Annotated in this window: 13 protein-coding genes and 4 pseudogenes; 14 read left to right on the forward strand and 3 right to left on the reverse strand. The window is 65.7% G+C overall.

From position 1 onward, the window contains the following. The first annotated feature begins 74 nt into the window (after positions 1-74). Positions 75-970 (forward strand): annotated as a pseudogene (locus MBELCI_RS12180) (recombinase family protein). A 152-nt stretch (positions 971-1122) separates the two neighbouring features. On the opposite strand, the gene MBELCI_RS12185 reads toward MBELCI_RS12180, so the two are convergent. Beyond that, the gene (locus MBELCI_RS12185) at positions 1123-1407 is read right to left on the reverse strand and encodes a DUF6647 family protein (RefSeq protein ID WP_052512731.1); all 285 of its coding nucleotides are present in this window, start codon (positions 1405-1407) and stop codon (positions 1123-1125) included. A gap of 354 nt (positions 1408-1761) precedes the next feature. On the opposite strand from MBELCI_RS12185, the gene MBELCI_RS12190 reads away from it, so the two are divergent. After that, positions 1762-2985: a winged helix-turn-helix domain-containing protein gene (locus tag MBELCI_RS12190; protein WP_021694526.1), complete on the forward strand. Its 1224-nt coding sequence runs from the start codon at positions 1762-1764 to the stop codon at positions 2983-2985. Positions 2986-2991: 6 nt separating this feature from the next. Here the strand turns inward: MBELCI_RS12190 and MBELCI_RS12195 are convergent, their stop codons facing one another. Beyond that, positions 2992-4035, reverse strand: coding sequence for a TRAP transporter substrate-binding protein (locus MBELCI_RS12195; protein ID WP_045320099.1), 1044 nt, complete (start codon positions 4033-4035; stop codon positions 2992-2994). A 645-nt stretch (positions 4036-4680) separates the two neighbouring features. Here MBELCI_RS12195 and MBELCI_RS12200 point away from each other — a divergent pair. The 5 genes and pseudogenes from MBELCI_RS12200 (at position 4681) to MBELCI_RS12215 (ending at position 10098) form a co-directional block, all read left to right on the forward strand. Beyond that, positions 4681-5547 carry a helix-turn-helix domain-containing protein gene (locus MBELCI_RS12200; protein ID WP_235047630.1) on the forward strand — a complete coding sequence of 289 codons (867 nt, stop codon included), beginning with the start codon at positions 4681-4683 and terminating at the stop codon, positions 5545-5547. 260 nt (positions 5548-5807) lie between these two features. After that, the gene (locus MBELCI_RS19950) at positions 5808-6353 is read left to right on the forward strand and encodes a nucleotide-binding protein (protein ID WP_021694530.1); all 546 of its coding nucleotides are present in this window, start codon (positions 5808-5810) and stop codon (positions 6351-6353) included. Beyond that, on the forward strand, positions 6335-7066 hold the full coding sequence (locus MBELCI_RS19955; protein WP_081698578.1) for a ParA family protein: 732 nt from the start codon (positions 6335-6337) through the stop codon (positions 7064-7066). The genes MBELCI_RS19950 and MBELCI_RS19955 overlap by 19 nt, the downstream gene beginning before the upstream one ends. Before the next feature lie 79 nt (positions 7067-7145). Then, positions 7146-8099 carry a ParB N-terminal domain-containing protein gene (locus MBELCI_RS12210; protein ID WP_021694532.1) on the forward strand — a complete coding sequence of 318 codons (954 nt, stop codon included), beginning with the start codon at positions 7146-7148 and terminating at the stop codon, positions 8097-8099. A gap of 350 nt (positions 8100-8449) precedes the next feature. Then, positions 8450-10098: pseudogene (locus MBELCI_RS12215) on the forward strand (BCCT family transporter). A 58-nt stretch (positions 10099-10156) separates the two neighbouring features. Here the strand turns inward: MBELCI_RS12215 and ggt are convergent. Next, positions 10157-11947: a gamma-glutamyltransferase gene (gene ggt, locus MBELCI_RS12220; RefSeq protein ID WP_021694534.1), complete on the reverse strand. Its 1791-nt coding sequence runs from the start codon at positions 11945-11947 to the stop codon at positions 10157-10159. Between the two features lie 358 nt (positions 11948-12305). On the opposite strand from ggt, the gene MBELCI_RS12225 reads away from it, so the two are divergent. The 7 genes and pseudogenes from MBELCI_RS12225 (at position 12306) to MBELCI_RS12255 (ending at position 20214) form a co-directional block, all read left to right on the forward strand. Further along, positions 12306-13349: a transporter substrate-binding protein gene (locus tag MBELCI_RS12225; RefSeq protein ID WP_235047631.1), complete on the forward strand. Its 1044-nt coding sequence runs from the start codon at positions 12306-12308 to the stop codon at positions 13347-13349. Then, complete coding sequence (locus MBELCI_RS12230; RefSeq protein WP_021694536.1) at positions 13346-13978, forward strand: ANTAR domain-containing response regulator; 633 nt, start codon at positions 13346-13348, stop codon at positions 13976-13978. Before MBELCI_RS12225 ends, MBELCI_RS12230 begins: the two co-directional genes overlap by 4 nt. Further along, on the forward strand, positions 13968-14882 hold the full coding sequence (locus MBELCI_RS12235) for an ABC transporter permease (protein ID WP_045320101.1): 915 nt from the start codon (positions 13968-13970) through the stop codon (positions 14880-14882). Before MBELCI_RS12230 ends, MBELCI_RS12235 begins: the two co-directional genes overlap by 11 nt. Continuing rightward, positions 14882-15802, forward strand: a complete 921-nt coding sequence (locus MBELCI_RS12240) for an ABC transporter permease (protein WP_021694538.1) — start codon at positions 14882-14884, stop codon at positions 15800-15802. Before MBELCI_RS12235 ends, MBELCI_RS12240 begins: the two co-directional genes overlap by 1 nt. Positions 15803-15848: 46 nt before the next feature. Beyond that, positions 15849-17476, forward strand: a pseudogene (locus MBELCI_RS22315) (ABC transporter substrate-binding protein). A gap of 1 nt (position 17477) precedes the next feature. Next, positions 17478-18436, forward strand: a pseudogene (locus MBELCI_RS12250) (acetamidase/formamidase family protein). Then, the gene (locus tag MBELCI_RS12255) at positions 18433-20214 is read left to right on the forward strand and encodes an ABC transporter ATP-binding protein (protein ID WP_021694542.1); all 1782 of its coding nucleotides are present in this window, start codon (positions 18433-18435) and stop codon (positions 20212-20214) included. Before MBELCI_RS12250 ends, MBELCI_RS12255 begins: the two are co-directional and overlap by 4 nt. The last annotated feature ends 98 nt before the right edge of the window (positions 20215-20312 follow it).

Below are 20312 nucleotides of genomic sequence, written 5' to 3' on the forward strand. Positions count from 1 at the left end.
TCGTCATCAAACGACCGTATTGTCTTGTTATATTAAATTGGATAGAGGCGCTCGAGCACCCCATGCGGAGGCCCATGTCCCTGATCGGTTATGCACGCGTCTCGACTGACCTGCAGGACACCGCTGCCCAATGGCGCGAACTGAAGGCGGCGGGCTGCACCGAGATCCGCGAGGAGTTCGCCTCCGGGGCCGCGCGGGCGCGGCCGGTGCTTGCGAAATTGGTCGCGAACCTCGGGCGCGGCGACGTGCTGGTCGTCGTGCGCATCGACCGTCTCGCCCGCTCGCTCTCGCATCTGCTCGAGGTGATCGAAACGCTGGAGGCCAAGGGCGCACATTTCCGCTCGCTGGGCGATCCGATCGACACCACTTCGCCGCAGGGCAAGTTCACGCTGCAGATCCTCGGCGCCACGGCGGAGTTCGAGCGGGCGCTGATCCGCGAGCGGACACTGGCGGGATTGGCCTCGGCGCGCGAGAAGGGGCGCGTCGGCGGCAACCCGGGGCTCCGCGACCGCAATCCGGAGGCGATCGCCAAGGTCAGCCGCGCGCGCGATCGCAGCTACTTCGGCAAGCTCAACGACGCGGCGCAGCACTGGCTGCCCGCCGTCCGGCAGTTCCGACCACGCCTGCCATGGGAGGATGTCGTGCGGATCATCAACAGCCGACATCCGCAGGCGAAGCCTGGACCGTCGAACGCCTGCGGCGCGCGGCAGGGCGCTTCGTGAAGGACGAGCTGTTGGACCGGTCCGTTCTCGACCGCGCCCCGCCCGCACAGAAGGACGACCGCATCCTCGCGATCATCGCGGGCATCAGGAGTTCGGCGCCCGACATGACGCTGAAGCAGATCGCGGCGCGGCTCGAGGCGATGCGCGAGCCGACGCCGCGGGGCCGCTCGAAATGGGCGACGTCATCCGTCGCGCATCTGCTGGAGCGCGCGCGACAGGCCGGACTTCTTGAGAACGACGAGAGGTGACGAAGCTGAAGCGGCAAATCGGCGCGTTCGCTGACGTAATTCGGATGGCTGGCCGGACTGGGGGCTCGTGCGTCCCACGAACGATTGCAACAATAGGGTCCGGCGACAGACCGGGACACCTCGCGACAACAAGCGTGGGTGAGCGCTCGGTATCAGTGGGTGCAGACCGTACCGACAAGCAGCGTGGCCGCATCGATGTCGAAGGCTGTGGCCAATGTTGCCCCGAACAGCGCAAGCCATTCCTTCTGCGCGTCATAAGCGAAACGCTCTCGCTCGCCTGGACAGGCGAAACGCTGGCCGGAGGCGGACTGCATATGATGAACCACCTCGTGGACGAGCACTGAAAGCTCTGCCGGCGATCGGCCGGTCCATCCTTCCGAGAGATAGATCGTTCTGCGGGTCTCGTCGTAGAGGGCAACGACCTGACCAAGGGCCACCTGGCTTCGGGGCCATATCGCATCGCGATGAGGTCAGCCTCCGGCAGGGTGGCGAGGCGCGGCGCATGTTCCGGAACAGGAAGATCGAAATTCGCTGAAAGCCACAGGAAGATGGTGTCCAGAAGCGGAGGGGCATCACGTGGATTTGTGTTTTCGGGCGTTGCCGATAGCGGTGCTGCGACAGCGAGCCAGAATGCGAAACCGACGGTGCAGAGAGCTTTGCGGATCATGACGACCTCCGGGACAGGAATGTCCCGCAAGGCTCAAACAACGGCGGCCCCAAGTCATGAAAGCGCCATGAAAGAACGCTGAAATCGTGCTACAATTTCAGCCAACCGGCAGCGGAGGCCCATCATGGAAGCCCCGGAAACCATTCTGGTCGGCGGCTTTGTCCTGAACCGCGCGCGGGGTCGTCTCGAGGACAGGACCGGCGCCGAGTGTGCCCTGCGCCCTAAATCCTACCGTGTGCTCGAGCTTTTGTTCATACGGCGGGGCCAGCTGGTGAGCAAGGATGACCTCATCCGCGAGGCCTGGCCGGACGTGATCGTGTCGGACGATTCCCTTGCCCACTGCATCAGCGATATCCGCCGTGCGCTTGGCCCTCGTGGGGCGGAATTGCTGCGCACCGTGCCGCGGCGCGGATACATGCTCGTCGAGGACGATGTCTCGTTGAAGACACCGGATCGAAGATGGCGGTCGGCATGGGTTGGGGGGCTCGCTTTGACGGCAGCGGCGGCGAGCCTGGCCCTTTGGTGGGAACGGGAGCCGGATCTCTCGAACCCGGTGCCCGAGGCGGCAAATTCGGCGATGCTGCTGGCGGACGAGTTGCTCGACGCTCGGGATTGGCAGAGGCGGGAAGACAACGCGCGCGCGCGCACGTTGCTCACGACCATGGTGCGAGATGACCCCGAAGACGCGCAGGCATGGGCCAGCCTCGGGCTGACCTATTGGCTGGAGGTGCAGCACATCTCCTGGGGCGGTGGCCGGCGCGAGATAGCTCAGGCGGCCGAGATGGTCGAGCGCGCCGTCTCGCTTGGTGGCGGTGCCCGCGCGCACCGCCTGCTCGCCGAAATGCGCCTGCTTGCTCCGTTTCCGGAGATGCGCTCACCTCTTGATGCCATGTCCCACGCGCGGGCGGCCGTGACGATCAATCCGGAAGACCCCGACAACCTCGCCGTGCTGGCGCATGTGATGGCGCTGACCGGCCGCGATGCCGAAGCCGTGCAGACGATCGAACAGGCGCTGCGCCGCAACCCGTCCCCGCCCGACTGGTATCGGCATGTCGCCGGAATGAGCTACCTTATCGGAGGCAATCCGGCCCGCGCGGCGGAGACGTTCGGATCGCTCCATGGCGCAGGCACCTTCACCGGCACGCGGTGGTGGCCCGGTTGGTTGTTCGCTGCAAGTCTCGCGCAGTCGGGCAGGATGGAGGAGGCGAAAGCCGTCATCGATGCGGCCTCGGGACGACGACCGGAACGGAGCATCGCCGCGGTGGCACAGTCGCTCGACGGGTGGGCCGATCGTGCCAGCCTCGACAGGTTTCTCGATGGCCTGAGACGCGCGGGACTGCCGGGGTGAGGCCGGCTATTCGGCCTGGTTCTTCAATCGCGCAGCGCCATGCCCAGCCTGAAAGCGCAGATACCCCGCCCACGCCTCGGCGAGCAACGGGTCGCGCGCGGTGTCCTCCGCGATCACCTCCTCCCACGCTCGTCGAAGCGCTGTGAGGATGCCTTCGGACCAGTCATGCAATTCCACGCCCTCTGCGCGGAATCGGGTGATGGCCTCGGCCTGCCGCTGCGTTGCCGTGGCGATGGTCCATGACAGGGTATTTTCGCAAGCCTCTTCGATCGCGTCCCTTTGGCTGTCGGATAGCGCGACCCAGCTCCTTTCCGGCATGAGGATTTCGAGAGAGGTTGCCGGTTGCTGCCATCCCGGCATGTAGAGATGCCGTACCGCATCGGGCAGTCCGAGATCGGCATCGATGGACGGCAGCGAGAACTCGGCCGCGTCGATCAGCCCCGTCGCCAGAGCCGGGCCGATATCCGCGGCCGGAAGCTCGTAGGGGACGACGCCGAGCTTTCTGAGCGTGCGTGCGCCGTAGCCGAAGCTGCGCATGCTCAGCCTATCCAAATCCTCGACCTGCCCGATCGGCGCGCGAAACCAGCCGCCCCCTTCACCGGGCAGGATACCGCAGTAGAGGCTCTTCAGGCCATGGCGGGCATAGATCGCATCGAGCGCCTCGCCGCCGCCCCCCTCCTTCATCCATGCGGTGAAGCCCACGGGGCCCGGCCCGAAGGGAAATCCGCTGAAGATCGCCAAGGCAGGGTCTTCGCGATGGTGATGCCCGGCCGAGCCCCAGACGGCGTCGATCAGACCGGAGTCGAGCGTGCCGAAGCTGTCTTGATCGAGCACGAGGCGGTCTTGAACCTCGATGATGAAGCTGTCATCCGACAAACGGCGCACCTCTTGCGCGAAATACTTGCCGGCCTCACCGAAGAGTTTCGGGTATAGCAGGCTGTTCATGCGCCAGCGTAGAACCTCCTCATCGGCCGTGGCCGGTTCGGCCTTCAGGCCCGCCACAAGGGCGATCGCGCCGAGAAGTCCAAGGGAGATCGATGATCGAAGCATAGAGCATCTCGACGAGATGGTCGGCTGTTTGACAACCACTCTGGAGATCATGCCCGGTTTTCACGAAGCGGGCAAATGCCCTCGGAGTTCACGGACCGGGCGATACACAGCCCTGCCCCACGAACTGCGGCCGCTGCAATACAGGAGAACGAGCAGCTCACGCGCGGTCCACCGATTCCCCAAGAAGCCGGTCGCGCCCTGCCATCCGAAGCGAATCGGTTGGTCCCGACGGCTGGATTTTTCCCCCAAAGATGGGATCTTGATCTCTAAAGGTCCTGATTTCAGTGACTTACAACCGGACCCGACGCAACGCACGGTCCAGGGATGAAAGTGATACACTTTTGTGATTGCTTAACTGGGGGCAATTGTGCATTTCTGCTAACAGCATTGCCTATAGAGAGAGCCGGATACCGATGCCAATCTAGAGACCCATACGAACAAGACGAGAGCCCGACCAGTTGGCGCTGACCGAGCTCTCTAAATGTCCTGGCTGCTAAAGCCCTATACAACTTCCTTTTAGCAGCCGCCCCGATCCCTTTGCAAGCCTTTATGGCTCGCGAGAGCGCGAAAGTGTGCGAAATGCTTGAATTCAATCCCGTAGCCACCGGTTACACCGCCCTGCCCCAAGAATTGATGAGCCTCCCGATGAGCGACGGCGCCTTTCGAACCTTGGTTCTGCTGTGCTCGCATGCCTCTTCCGAAACCGGGGAGTGCTACCCTTCTCAGGCGCAGCTCGCCGCTATGATGGGCAAGAGCAAGGGCAGCGTCTCGGCGCATGTGAAGGAACTGCGCGGTCTCGGCCTCGTGCGGACCGAAACGCAGACCTGTCGTTATGGCGGCAACTACCGGCTGCGCTATCTCGTCACCTTTTGGCGCAATTGGCGGGCCGCGCTTCGGCACCGTCGGACGACTCCTCCGGTTCAGCCTGTCGAATGCCCCGTTCAGCCTGCTGGACGCCCTAAGGAAGAAAACCATAATCAGGTAAACCACACTGCCGCGCGGCACCCCGCGGCGGCCCCTGCCCCGTCGACTGCATGGCACGATGACGCGACCGTGGTAGTGGTCGACGATCTCGTGCGGCGTTGGCAAAAAGCCAAGGGTAGCGCTCCCTTCCCGAACTTCGAGGCCGAGGTGCCCCGGGGTCTGATCATCGAAACCCAACGAGTGGTCCGGACCTCAACCGCGCCACAACGCGCCCCCTGCCCCATCGGAGATCGATCTGCCTTGCGCCGCCTCTGGCAGGATCGCGGCATCGTAATCGAAGAGCCGCTCCTCGACGACCAGACGCGATTGCTCGCTCGGAGCCCGAACGCATCCGGTCTGTTGCAACGGCTTGGCGCGCATCTCGCGACGCAATGGCCTAGACATTGGCGACGCATGTCGACGCTGCCGCAGTTCAAGGCAATGATCGCGGAATTGCCATCGCCGCCTGCCGATCTCGAGGTGAAACTGCGGCTCCTGGGCAGCGATTTGCGACGACACGCAACGCTCCAAGCGCGAGCGGCGACGTGATTACCGTGGTAATCAGCCCGCACCGAATCGCAGCTTGGAGGCAACGCTTCGACGCCAACCTCTCGGACCGGAGATGAATTATCGACATGGCGGGCTGACGTGGCTGCGCAGATGACACAAGATCGGCTTCGAAATTAAAGATGATTACCGTGGTAATCACCTCATACAGAAAGGCGCCCACCCGAATGCTGCGAACGTTCATAGGTGAACTCTCAAGCACCATGCAGGTCGTCAACAGCCGGCTTCGGCGAGACTTGACCATGCGTTCGCGCGTCGAGAAAAAGTTTTCGATGCGCGAGGTGGGCGACTTGCTGGGCCTTACCAAGAACTATTACGAGAGCATGCTCTCGAAGAGCGCGGAGGAAGAGCCGAGCTTTCCCGCAGGCGTCAGGGATGGACGTGAAAGGCACTACACGCTCGATGAGCTGATGCTGATCCGCGCGCATCTGCAAAGCCTGCCGAACCGGCGACGTCCCTACCTGCATTGGCGCCAACCGGGCGACCCGTTGAAGATCGTGACCTTCGGGGCGCAGAAAGGCGGGACCGGCAAAAGCCTGTCGGCCGCGCATTTCGCGCAGTACCTGACAATGAATTACGGCTTGCGCGTGGGCCTTATCGACTGCGATCCGCAGGCCACCGCCAGCCTCTACTTCGCAGATGATGAGTCGCACCTGTTCGACCCCGAGATCGCCACGGTCGCCGCCTTCATGGGCGTCTCCGAGCCGGGCGAAACCGACCTTGTCACCCGGCCGACCGCCGAACTCGACGCGATGTGGCAGCCAACGCCATGGGCCGGATTCGACTGATCCCGGGTGGCAGTGACATTCAGAACGGCGACATCAGCCTGTTCCTGTTGGCGCAGCGCGCGCAGGTCCCGGTGCATTCGGTGCTAAAGAACGCAATCGAGCGTTGGGACGATGATTACGGTCCCAAGACCCGTTTCGCGGACCTGCGTCGTGCCGATGGCAGTTTCGACGTGGATCGCTATACCGCGGCGCTGCGTGAGACCGTCGACGTGATCGTCATCGATCAGCAACCCAGCCTGACCCTGATGCAGCTCAACGGCCTCGTGGCGGCGACCTCGGTGATCGTGCCGCAAACGATGAAGGGCTTCGACCTCAGCACGCTCAGCACCTATTCGCAGAACATCGCCGAGTATCTCGACTATATCGAGGAAACCTCGGCCGATGCGATCGGGATCGGGCGTCACGTGGTGCTGCCGACGATCGTGCAGGAGGCGAACGACAAGGATGTCGACCAGATCGTAGACCTCTACCAGCGGGCACCTGAGTTGTTCCTGCAGGTCTGGTATCCGCGCTCCGACGCCGTGGCCAATGCCGCAGAAGAGTACAAGAGCATCTACGAATATGATCCGCCGCGGTCGCGCCGGGCCTCGACCAAGACCTTCATCGACAGCGCCAATGCGGTGAACGACGCGCTGGTCGACGTGGTTTGGGGCAGCGCCCTGCCAAGCCGTGGCTATGCAAGAGACTTCATCAAGGCGAGGTGGGAAGAATGAGAAAGCGCAAGCTGAACGCGAAACCGTTGGCCTCGGACGAGATCGAGGAACGTCAGGCCTCGGCGCTGCGGCCAAGGCAGTGCCGCTCGGCGGTCAGTGGGGCGGTGCCATCAAGGGCCAGATTGCGGTGACCCGGCGCGAGCTCGATGCCGCGCGTGAGCGACTGACAGCGGTCCGCGAGGGCGTGATGCGCGGTGTGATCGCGTTGGAACTTGACACGGACACGATCATCGATGCGGTCGGCACGGACCGGGTCGGCGATTGGAGCGACGATGCCGATTTCGACGCGCTGGTGCGTAATATCCGCGAGCGCGGCCAAACCCAGCCGATCCGGGTCAGGCCCGAGGACCCGGCTTGGCGCCCGGCCGAAGAGGACCCGCTCGCGGTCGAGGACGCGACGCGCTTCGTGCTGCAATCGGGACGGCGTCGGCTCGCGGCCTGCCGCAAGCTTGGCCTGCCGGTGCGGGCCTTGATTGCCACGGATATCTCCCGGGCTCTCGGCCAAGCGGCTGCGGAGCTGAAGGCCACTGGCCGTAGTGTCGAGGCGCTGGCCGACCTTGAGGAGCGTTTCGCCGAAAACACCATGCGCCAAGCGTTGTCGCCGGTGGAGCAGTTGCTATCAGTAGGCGAGATCGCATCGCTGTTGCCGGACATGAGCCAGCGCGCCATCGCCAGCCGGCTCAACGTGCCGCAGGCGACGGTCTCGATCGGCCTGACCTGTTTTCACAACCGTGAGGAACTGTTGCAGCGGGCCCCGACGGATGCCACGCATCGCGACCTGAGGATCCTTGCCCCGACGCTGGGGCAGGGGGGGCAGGGCGCCAGGGACATACCTGACGAGGCGCATCCCAAGCCTGCACGTCCTCGTGCCACGGGACGCAAGCTGCATTTGCCGCGGGGCGGGTCGGTCGCGGTCAAGGAAACGGCGCGCGGCATGACCCTTGCGGTGCGCAATATCCATGTGCCCGAACAGAACCGCGCCGAATTCGAACGCGATTTGCTGGCGCTGCTCGGACGTTACGAGCGCGAATGACGCGATCTTGGCGGTACCCAATGTCTTGGGTGCGGCCTCCAAGACCGGCAGTCACTCGGGCCACGTAACTTCGGGTCGTCCAATCTCTGCTAATACTTTGATGTATATAGAATAAAAAGCTTCTATTAGTATCTGGTGGCGGTCTGGACAGACGGGAAGAAATGTCGACTCGTCGTTTCGAAGTTCGTCCAGAACTCCCCAAAAAGCTGAAAGCAGACGCTCTTGAGCATGATTTTGCTCAACTGATATCGCACATGACGCAGGTTCCCGCCGCAAGGTAAATATGAACGACCGGCGGCGCCGGACGTTGCGCCCGAACCACATTGCTTGGAGGGCGCACGATGTCAGGCATGAGACCGCAGGAGCGGTTCTGGATATTTCCCAAGGTGAACCGACCCGTGTTCATCACCTCGGCGGCGTTGATCGTCGGGTTCATTCTGTTCGGCGCGATCTTCGACGAATTGGCCAACACCGTCTTCACCTCGGTGCAGGGCTGGCTCGCTGGCTATTTCGGCTGGGCGATGATCATCCTCGTCAACCTGCTGCTGGTCTTCACCATCTTCATGGCGGTCGGGCCGTTCGGGGATGTCCGACTTGGGCGGATGGACGAGAACCCTGAATATTCGCTGTTCTCGTGGACCGCGATGCTGTTCAGCGCCGGCATCGGGATCGGCCTGATCTACTGGGGCGTGGCAGAACCGATGTATCACTACTTCGCGCCGCCCGATGCCGACCCCGAGACGGTCCGCGCCGCACAGGAGGCCATGGCGATCAGCTTCATGCATTGGGGCTTCCACGCTTGGGCGATCTATGCGGTGGTAGCGCTGGCGCTGGCCTACTACCACTTCCGCAAGGGCCTGCCGCTGGCGATCCGCTCGGCGCTCTACCCGCTGATCGGCGACCGGATCTATGGCCGCTGGGGCGATCTTGTCGACATCATCGCGGTCTTCGGCACCATGTTCGGCATCGTCACCTCGCTTGGTCTGGGTGCCACGCAGGTGAATGCGGGGCTGAGCGAGCTTTTCGGCGTGCCCAACAACGTCGCGGTGCAGATTGCGATCATCGCCGCGATCACCGGCATGGCGACGCTGTCGGTCGTCGCCGGTCTCGATGGCGGCATCAAGCGGCTGTCCAATATCAACATCGTCCTGACGCTGCTGTTTCTCGCCTTCATGGTGATCGTCGGACCGACGCTGTTCATCCTCGACAGCTTCGTCGACAATTACGGCTACTACCTGAGCCGTCTCGTGCAACTCGGCACCTGGAACGAGGGCTGGCAGGGCGGCAACGACGCGGGCAACTGGCAGGAAAGCTGGACCATCTTCTACTGGGCTTGGTGGGTGAGCTGGGCGCCTTCGTCGGTGTCTTCGTGGCGCGCATCAGCCGTGGCCGCACGGTGCGCGAGTTCATGCTCGGCGTGATGCTGATCCCATGCTCGATCATGTTCTTCTGGTTCACCGCGTTCGGCGGCACGGCGATCTCGATCTCGCTCACAGGGGATACGGCGTTGGTCGATGCCACGCGCGAGAACTATGCCAACACCATGTTCGCACTGCTCGACTATTTCCCGTTCTCGGGCTTCACCTCACTCTTTGCGACGGTGCTGATCGTGATGTGGTTCGTGACCTCGTCGGATTCAGGCAGCTTCGTGATCGACATGCTGACCGCAGGCGGCGATCCGAACCCCCCGAAGGTGCAGCGCATCTTCTGGGCGGTGTCCGAAGGGGCGGTGGCCTCGGTGCTGCTGCTGGCAGGGGGCCTGGGCGCGTTGCAGGCGGCGGCGGTGATCGCGGGCTTTCCCTTCGCGGTGGTGCTTGTGCTCATCGCGTGGGGCCTGATCCGGGCACTGCGCTGGGACAACCTGATGGTGCATCGTCACCGCCAGCGGTTCCGTAGCGACGCCGAGGCCGAGCACAACATGGGCAGCGAAACGCATGACGCCTATGCTTCGATGGGTACGACGACGCCGGTGGCCGGGGACCGCGCCCCGGCAGAATGAGAAATCGCGGCGCCCGGCACATGGCGGGCGCCGCGATCCCACTGGCCGGGGCAGGGGGTCAGTCGCCCAAGGCGATACCCTCGCGCCGCGGATCGGCGCCGCCCTTGAGCGTTTCGCCGATTTCGATCGCGTGCAGCCCCGATGTCAGGTCGCGAATTTCGGTCTCATAGCCGATTTCCTGCAGCGGGCCTTCGATCGCCTCGGCGTCGGTGCCCGCCTCGAGGTCGAAGGTTCCGAAGCGGTTCACCAGATGCGGCGCGGCGAGAGCCTGCTGCACGTCCATGCCCCAATCGGCCCAGTTGACGATGGCCTGCGCGACATAGCCGATGATCCGGCTGCCGCCGGGGCTGCCCACGACCAGCACGGGCGCGTTGCCCTGCATCACGATCGTGGGTGCCATTGAGGACCGCGGCCTCTTGCCCGGCTCGACCCGGTTGGCGATGGGGCGGCCCTCCTCATGCGTGGCAAAGCTGAAATCGGTCAGCTCGTTGTTCAGAAGAAACCCGCGTACGAAGAGCCGCGAGCCGAAGCCGTTCTCGATGGTCGTGGTCATCGACAGCGCGTTGCCCATTTCGTCGACGATGGAGATGTGGCTGGTCGAGGGCAGCTCGATCGAGACGTCGTCACCCCAAAGCGTCGCGTGCTGCCACTCGGGCTCGCCCGGCGCCACCTCGGGCAGCGCGTCGTCGCCCGCCAGAAGCGCGGCCCGCCCGGAGAGATAGGCCGGATCGACGAGGCCCTCGGTCGGCATCGGCACGTAGTCGCTGTCGGCCATGTAGCGGCCGCGATCCGCAAAGGCGAGGCGCGAGGCGTCGCCGATCAGCCGCCATGCCTCGGCGCTGTCAGGCCCCATGCCAGCGAGGTCGTAGGTCTGGAGCATGCCGAGGATCTGTCCCACGGTGAGCGCGCCCGAGGAGGGCGGCCCCATGCCACAGACCTCGTAGTCGCGGTAATCGGCGCAGACCGCGTCGCGCTCGACCACGTCGTAGATCGCGAGATCGCGCTCGGAGAGCACGCCCGGATTGCCTTCGGCATCCCGCACCGTCGCCACGATGTCGGCGGCGATGCCGCCCTCGTAGAAAGCGTCCGCTCCGCCTTGGGCGAGGGCGCGCAGCGTTTCGGCATATTCTGGGTTCTTCAGCATGTCGCCTTGCGCGATGGCGGTGCCGCCCGGAAAGAAATACGCGGCCGTGCCTTCAAACCGCTGCAGCCGATCCGCATCGTCGCCGACCAGCCCGGCGAGGCGTGGTGAAACCTCGAAGCCCTCCTCGGCATGGCGGATGGCCGCGTCGAACAGGCCCGCCCAGTCGGAGTTGCCCCATCTCTCATGCGCGGCCTCGAGCAGGCGCGGCGTGCCGGGGGTCCCGACGGACAGGCCGCCCACCACGGCGTCGAAGAAGTCGAGCGGCTGGCCGCTCTCGTCTTGGAACAATGTGGGCGTCGCGGCCAGCGGCGCGGTTTCGCGACCGTCGAGCGTGGTCAGCTCCCCCGTCTCAGCGTCGTACCAGACGAGGAAGGCGCCACCCCCCAGGCCCGAGCTTTGCGGCTCCACGAGACCCAGAACCGCCTGCACCGCGACCATCGCGTCCGCGGCCGTCCCGCCCGCGCGCAGCACCTCGGCCCCGGCCTCGACCGCGAGGGGATTGGCGGCGGCGACCATCCAGTTTTCGGCTTCGACCGGTCGGCCCGCCGACTTGGCCTCCATCGCGGCGCGGGCGGCCTCGGACAGTCCGGCGATCTCACCCGAGGAGGTGCCCTCGGTCGTGACGGCGTCGGCGGCCTGCTGCGCCAGCAGCGGTACCGGGGCCAGCAGGAATGGAATAGCGGTCATGAACCTTGAATGCCTCATCGTGCCCTCCTCCTTGGGTTGTCGCCATGAAACCCGCCATGACGCCGCGCGGCAAGCCGCATCGGTGAAATGACCGGCATGCGCCTCCGGCAGGGCAGGCGCGATGAATCATCGACGCCGTGCCGCTTTCGCAAGCAAGATGCGCAAAGCTGCGGCCGAACGGGTCTTGGGGCAATGGTCCGGCCTTCGAAAAGCAATAACCTGAAGTATGGCTTGACCCGGTGCCGGGTGCCGTAGGATGCTTCTCCCAAACCCGGCCTTCGCCGGATGGCAGTCACGCCCGTTTCGGAACGCGTATTTCGTGGTCCGGTGCGGGCTTTTTTTATGGGTGATCATGCGCCGCGACATCACGATAGGCTTGCTGTATTCCAGCGTCGGCGAATATGCCGCCCTGTCGGAGGCTTGTCGCCGGGGCGCGCTGTCGGCGATCTCGGATCTCAATGCCGATCCCGACGGCGCGTTGACGATTGAGGTGGTGGCGCGCGATCCGGGCGGCAATCTCGACCTCTACGAGCCGCATTGCACCGAGATCCTGCGCGACCGCGAGATCCGCCACGTGGTCGGCTGCGTCACCTCGTCGAGCCGCAAGGAGGTGATCCCGGCGCTGGAAAAGGCGGGCGGCACCTTGTGGTATGCCTGTCCCTATGAGGGGTTCGAGACCTCGGACCGGGTGATCTATACCCATGCCTGCCCGAACCAGCATCTGTTGCCGCTGCTGCATTGGGTGTTCTCGCGCTTTGGGCGGCGCGGCTATCTGGTCGGCTCGAACTACATCTGGGGCTGGGAGATGAACCGGGTGGCGCGCGAGGCGATCGGCCGCGACAATGGCGTCGTCACCGGCGAGCGGAACCTGCCGCTGGGTGATGTCGACGTGGCCCGGCTGATCGCCGAGATCCGCGCCACGAAGCCGGATTTCGTGCTCAACAACCTGATCGGCAATTCCTCCTACGCCTTTCTCGCGGCGATGCGCGAGCTGCGCGAGAGCGATCCCGATTTCGCCGACGGGCATTGCCCGGTGCTGTCGTGCAACCTCACCGAATGCGAGCTTCCGGCCCTCGGGGAGCTGGCCGAGGGATTGATCTCGGCGGGGCCGTTTTTCGCAGGGGGCCGGTCCGAGAGCATGGCCGGGGCGCGGATGCTCGATTCGTCGCTCGAAGCGGCGGCGCACCGGGCGGTCATGGCGCTGGCCGATCTCGAGATCGCGGGGCCACGGGCGGCGCTGCCCCGGCATGGCATCGACCCCGAGACGCATCACATGATGCAGCCGGTGCTGATCGCGCGGGTCGAGGGGGGGCGGTTTCGGGTGATGCACAGCGAGGCCGCGGTCGAGGCCGATCCATACCTCGCGCGGCGCGAACGCTGGCCCGGCGCCATGCGCCCGACGCTGAAGCTCGTGACATGAGCCGCCGCTTCGCCACGCCCGAGCTTGGCGGCGCGACCGCGCTGGTGCTGCACCGCCCGCACGCCTCAGTGCAGGCGTTGAGCCGCCAGCTCGCGGCAATCGGACTGCGCGCGGTGGCGGTCTGGCCCGAACTCGGGCCGGAGGCGCTGGCCGCCGATTTCGTGTTCTTCGACGCCGACCAATGCCACGACGCGATGTTTCCGTGGCCACCGGGCGAGGCGCCGATGCCGATGATCGCGCTCATCGGCTCGGAGGCGCCGGGGCGGATCGAATGGGCGCTGGGGCAGGGGGCGGATGCGCATCTGCTCAAGCCCATCGGCGCGGCGGGAGGGTATTCGGCGCTGCTGATCGCCCGGCAGGGCTTCGAGGCGCGGTGCCAGGCCAGCGGCGAGATTGCCACCCTCAAGGCGAGGCTGGCCGAACGCCAGACCATCGTGCGCGCAGTGCTGATGCTGATGGCGCGGGGCCGCAGTGAGGACGAGGCCTATGCGCAATTGCGCGCCCTCGCCATGGCGTGGCGCGAGACCATCGAACAGGCGGCGCGCCGTATCGCCGCCGACCCCGGCGGGACCGATGAGACCGCCGACACCGACGAGACGACCGGATTGCGAAAGGGACATGATGTCTGACACCAGCGGCACCCAGCCGGTGCGCGCACTGCTGCCCGTGACCGGGCCGCGCCCCAAGGGCGTATGGGCGCGGCTGATGCGGCGCAAGCTGGCGCTGTTCGGCCTCGGCCTGATCGTGGCGGTGGTGGCGGGGGCGATCCTCGCGCCGTGGCTCACCCCCTATGACCCGAACGAGCAGCGGTTCGAAGGGCTCACCCTGACCGGCGCGCCGCTGCCGCCCAATGCCGATTTTCTGCTCGGCACCGATCTTCTGGGTCGCGATCTGCTGACCCGGATCCTCTACGGCGCGCGCACCTCCCTGATCATCGGGGTGGTGGCCAACGGCATCGCGCTGGTGATCGGCACGGTGATCGGCGTCACCGCCGGATACTTCCGCGGCTTCTACGGCGCGGTGCTGATGCGCTTCACCGACCTGATGATGGCGTTTCCCGCGCTCCTGCTTGCGATCTGCCTCGCCGCGATCTTTCAGCCGTCGCTGTGGATCGTCGCCATGGTGATTGCCATCGTGAACTGGGTGCAGACGGCCCGGGTGCTCTATACCGAGACCACCTCGCTGGCCGAGCGCGAGTTCATCGCCGCCGAGAAGACGCTGGGCGCGGGGCATGCGCGGATCCTCATCCGCCACATCCTGCCGCATCTGGTGCCGACGATCATCGTCTGGGGCACGCTGGGCATCTCGACCACAGTGCTTCTGGAGGCGACGCTGAGCTTCCTCGGCATCGGGGTGCAGCCGCCGACGCCGTCATGGGGCAACATCATCTTCGAGAACCAGACCTATTTCCAGGCCGCCCCCTGGCTGGTGTTCTTTCCCGGCGCCGCGATCCTGATCCTCGCGCTGTCCTTCAACCTTCTGGGCGACGCGCTGCGCGACGTGCTCGACCCGACGCAAAGGGGGCGCGACTGATGGCCGCCTATCTGATCCGCCGGCTTATGGTCTCGGTGCTGATCCTGCTCGGGGTCTCGTTCATCACCTTCTTCCTGCTCTACGCGCTGCCCGCCGACCCGGTGCGCCAGATTGCCGGACGCTCGGCGACGGCGCAGACGGTGGAAAACATCCGCCAGCAGCTCGGCCTCGATCAGCCGCTTCTGGTGCAATACTGGCGCTATCTCACCGGGCTGGTTCAGGGCGATCTGGGCCGCAGTTACCTGCAACGCACCGAGGTCGGCACGCTGATCGCGGCGCGGCTTCCGGCCTCGCTCCTCCTGATGGCGGGCGCGATCGGCTGCGAGCTGGTGCTGGGCCTCACCATGGGGGTGATCGCGGCACTGAGACGCGGCACAGCCACCGACCAGACCCTGATGATCGCGAGCTTCGTCGGCGTCTCGGCCCCGCAATTCGTGGTGGGCCTGCTACTCCTCTACGTCTTCGCGGTGCAGCTCGGCTGGTTCCCGATCGGCGGCTACGGCACATGGGCGCATCTGGTGCTGCCTTCGGTGACGCTCGGGATCATGGGATCGGGCTGGTACAGCAGGATGATGCGCTCCTCGATGGTCGACGTGCTGCGCGCCGACTACATCCGCACCGCGCGAGCCAAGGGGCTGGCGCGCCGCCGGGTGATCCTGCGCCACGCGCTTCCGAACGCGATCCTGCCGGTGATCGCGATGATCGGCATCGACATCGGCATCTTCATGGGCGGCATCGTCGTGGTCGAGAGCGTGTTCGGCTGGCCCGGCATCGGCCAACTCGCGTGGCAGGCGATCCAGCGTGTCGACATTCCGATCATCATGGGCGTCACGCTGGTCTCGGCCTGCGCCATCGTCATCGGCAACCTGCTGGCCGACCTCGTCACCCCGCTCATCGATCCGCGCATCAAGCTGCGCTGAGACCCCGGACGACCAACCAAGAAACGACCCCGACAGGAGAGTGAACATGAAGAGACTTCTGACCTCGACCGCGCTGATCGCAGCACTTGCCGTGCCCGCCATGGCGCAGGACTACACCCCCGATCCCGAGGCCCGGACGGGCGGCGCGATCACCATCACCTATAAGGACGACGTCGCCACGCTCGACCCGGCGATCGGCTACGACTGGCAGAACTGGTCGATGATCAAGTCGGTCTTCGACGGTCTGATGGACTACGTCCCCGGCACCACCGAGCTGCGTCCCGGCCTCGCCGAGAGCTACGAGATTTCCGATGACGGGCTCACCTATACCTTCAAGCTGCGCTCCGGCGTGACCTTCCACAACGGCCGCGAGATGACGGCCGAGGACGTGAAATACTCGCTCGACCGCGTCACCGACCCCGAGACCCAATCACCCGGTGCCGGCTTCTTCGGCGCGATCGAGGGGTTCGACGCCGCGTCGTCGGGCGAGGCCGAGGGTCTGTCGGGGGTGAAGGTGGTCGATGACAGCACCGTCGAGATCACGCTGACCCGGCCCGACGCGACCTTCCTGCACGTGATGGCGCTCAACTTCGCGAGCGTCGTGCCGCAGGAGGCGGTCGAGGCGGCTGGCGGCGATTTCGGCAAGGAGCCCGTGGGCACCGGCGCCTTCAAGCTTGGTGAATGGACCATCGGCCAGAGGCTCGTGTTCGAGAAGTTCGAAGATCACTGGCGCGAGGGCGTGCCCTATCTCGACCAGATCACCTTCGAAGTGGGTCAGGAGCCGATCGTGGCCCTTCTGCGGCTTCAGAACGGCGAGGTCGACGTGCCCGGCGACGGCATCCCGCCCGCCAAGTTCGTCGAGGTGATGAACGACCCGGCTCAGGCCGAGCGCGTGGTCGAAGGCGGGCAGCTGCACACGGGCTATATCACGCTGAACACGCGGATCGCGCCCTTCGACGATCCCAAGGTGCGGCAGGCCGTCAACATGGCGATCAACAAGGACCGGATCACCCAGATCATCAACGGCCGCGCCGTGCCCGCGAACCAGCCGCTGCCGCCCACCATGCCGGGTTACACCGAGGGCCATGAGGCTATGCCTACGACGTCGAGGCGGCCAAGGCGCTTCTGGCCGAGGCCGGCCACGCGGACGGGTTCGAGACCGAGCTTTTCGTGATGAACACCGATCCCAACCCGCGCATCGCGCAGGCGATCCAGCAGGATCTGAGCCAGATCGGCATCGACGCCTCGATCCAGTCGCTGGCCCAAGCCAACGTGATCGCAGCGGGTGGCGAGGAGAGCCAAGCGCCGATGATCTGGTCGGGTGGCATGGCCTGGATCGCCGACTTCCCGGATCCGTCGAACTTCTATGGCCCGATCTTGGGCTGCGCGGGTGCGGTGCCGGGCGGCTGGAACTGGTCGTGGTACTGCAACGAGGAGCTCGACGCGATGGCCGCCGAGGCCGACGCCATGGCCGATCCAGGCCAGGCCGAGGACCGGCTCGCCAAGTGGTCCGAGGTCTACATGAAGGTGATGGAGGACGCACCTTGGGTGCCGGTCTTCAACGAGCAGCGCTACACCATGAAGTCCGAGCGCATGGGCGGTGACGATGCGCTCTATGTCGACCCGGTCTCGATCCCGGTGAACTACGACTATGTCTACGTGACCGAGCAGTAACATGTGCCAGAACTGCGACTACACCATTCACGGCGCGCAGCATCATTTCGGCTGGGACAATTCCATCGCCCCGGCCGAAAGGGTGGAGCCCGGCGCGCAGATCGCCTTTCACTGCATGGATTCCTCGGCGGGCCAACTCGGGCCCACGAGCACGGTCGAGGACGTCAAGACCCTCGACTTCGGCAAGATCAACCCGGTCTCGGGGCCGATCTTCGTCGAAGGCGCGGAGCCCGGCGACGCGCTCAAGATCACCATCGACAGCTTCGCCCCGCGCGAGGAGAGCGGCTCGGCCTGGGGCTGGACCGCCAACATACCGGGCTTTGGCCTCTTGGCGGATCAGTTCACCGACCCGGCACTGACGGTCTGGAAGTATGACGCGAAGACGCTGGAACCGGCACTTTTCGGCGAACATGGCCGGGTGCCGCTCAAGCCGTTTTGCGGCACCATCGGCAATGCGCTGGCCGAGAATGGCCTGCATTCGATCGTGCCGCCGCGCCGGGTCGCGGCAATCTCGACATTCGCGACCTCGCCGCCGGAACGGTGCTCTACCTGCCGGTCGAGGTGGCGGGGGCGCTGTTCTCGGTCGGTGACACCCATGCCGCGCAGGGCGATGGCGAGGTCTGCGGCACCGCGATCGAAAGTCCGATGGACGCGGTGCTCACCATCGATCTGGTGAAGGACGCAAACCTCAAATTCCCGCGCTTCACCACGGCGGGGCCGGTGACACGGCATCTCGACGTCAAGGGTTACGAGGTGACGACCGGCATCGGGCCGGACCTGATGTCGGCCTCGCGCGACGCGGTGGCGGGGATGGTCGATCACCTTTGCGCCACGCGGCAGATGGCGGCGGTCGACGCCTACATGCTGGTCTCGACCTGCGGCGATCTGCGGATCTCCGAGATCGTCGATCAGCCGAACTGGGTGGTCAGCTTCTACTTCCCGCGCTGCGTGTTCGAATGAACGCGGCTGTCACGACATTGTCCGGGGCCGAACAGGTCCCGGACGCACTGCCGGTGCTTTCGGTCGAGGGGTTGGAGGTTTCCGTGCGGACCGAAGAAGGGCCGCGTGTGCTGGTGGAAGACTTGTCCTTCGATCTTGCGCGCGGCGAGACGCTGGCCATCGCGGGCGAAAGCGGGTCGGGCAAATCGCTCACCTCGCTGGCGATCATGGGGCTGCTGCCGCCACCGGCCGTGCATGTCTCGGGCGGGGCGATCCGGCTCGGAGAGACCGACCTGCTGCGCCTGCCAGAGCGGCGAATGCGCATGCTGCGCGGCGCGCGGATCGCGATGATCTTCCAAGAGCCGATGACCTCGCTCAACCCGGTGCTGACCATCGGCCGCCAGCTTACCGAGGCGATCGAGGCGCATGAAAGCCTGTCGCGCAGCGAAGCGCGCGCCCGCGCCATCGAAGCGTTACGCGCGGTCCGCATGTCGCAGCCCGAAGCGCGGTTGAAGCAGTATCCGCACGAGCTGTCGGGCGGCATGCGGCAGCGGGTGATGATCGCCATGGCGATCGCGCTGCGCCCCGACGTGCTCATCGCCGACGAGCCGACCACAGCACTCGACGTGACGGTGCAGCGCGAGGTGCTGGAACTCTTGCGCGATCTGCAGCGCGATCTCGGCACCGCCGTCATCCTGATCACCCACGACATGGGCGTGGTGGCCGAGATGGCCGATCGCGTCGTCGTCATGCAGTCGGGTCGCATGGTCGAGCAGGGCCCGGTGCGCGAGATATTCGCGGCCCCGAAACAGCCCTACACGCGCGCGCTTCTGGCTGCGGTGCCGCGCATGGGGCGCGGCGAGGGGGCGGGGACCCCGAGCAGCGCCGAAGCAGTGGCGCGGGTCGAGGATCTGCGCGTGCGCTTCGACATTCGCGGCGGATTGCTCAACCGCGCGACGCACGCCGTCCACGCCGTGGCGGGGGTGAGTTTCGAGATCCGCGCAGGCGAGACCTTTTCGCTGGTCGGTGAGAGCGGCTGCGGCAAGTCGACCATCGCCAAGGCGCTGACCGGTCTGGTGCCCTTTGAGGGGCGGCTCGAAGTGGCGGGGCGCAGGCTCGAGAGCGGGCAGCGGCCCGACGCCGCCTTCCGGCGCGGCGTGCAGATGATCTTTCAGGACCCGATGGCCTCGCTCGATCCGCGGATGCGGGTTGGCGATCTGGTGGCCGAGCCGTTGCTGATCCACGGCATCGGCACCGCCCCCGAGCGGCGGGCAGAGGTCGAGGCCCTGTTCGAGCGGGTCGGACTGGAGCGCGAACAGATCGACCGTTACCCGCACGAGTTCTCGGGCGGGCAGCGGCAGCGGATCTGCATCGCCCGCGCGTTGGCGCTTCGCCCGAGATTGATCATCGCCGACGAGAGCGTCTCGGCGCTCGATGTGAGCGTGCAGGCGCGGGTGCTCGACCTGCTGCGGGCGCTGAAGACCGAATTCGGCATCGCCTATCTCTTCATCAGCCACGACATGGCGGTGGTCGAGAATGTCTCGGACCGGGTGGCGGTGATGCGGCTGGGGCAGATCGTCGAGATGGGCACGCGCTCACAGCTCTTCGGCGATCCGCGCCACCCCTATACGCGCCAGCTTATCGCTGCCGTGCCGGTCCCCGATCCGGCCCGGGTCGTGCCGCCCTTCTCACGGCCGCAGGGCGAGGTGCCGAGCCCGGTCCTGCCGCGCGGCGCGATGCCCCGCCGCGAGGCGCTCCGCGATGTGGGCGATGGGCATCTGGTGGCGGCCGAGAGTTAGCGGGAGACAACGCCGTGCCGGAACAGGCATGGCCGCTCCCGGTGCCGTTGGCCTGCACGGGTTCCCGGACGGCGTATCCGTCAGGATCGCAGGGGATG

It is taken from the genome of Limimaricola cinnabarinus LL-001, from assembly GCF_000466965.1.
Lineage (GTDB): Bacteria > Pseudomonadota > Alphaproteobacteria > Rhodobacterales > Rhodobacteraceae > Limimaricola > Limimaricola cinnabarinus.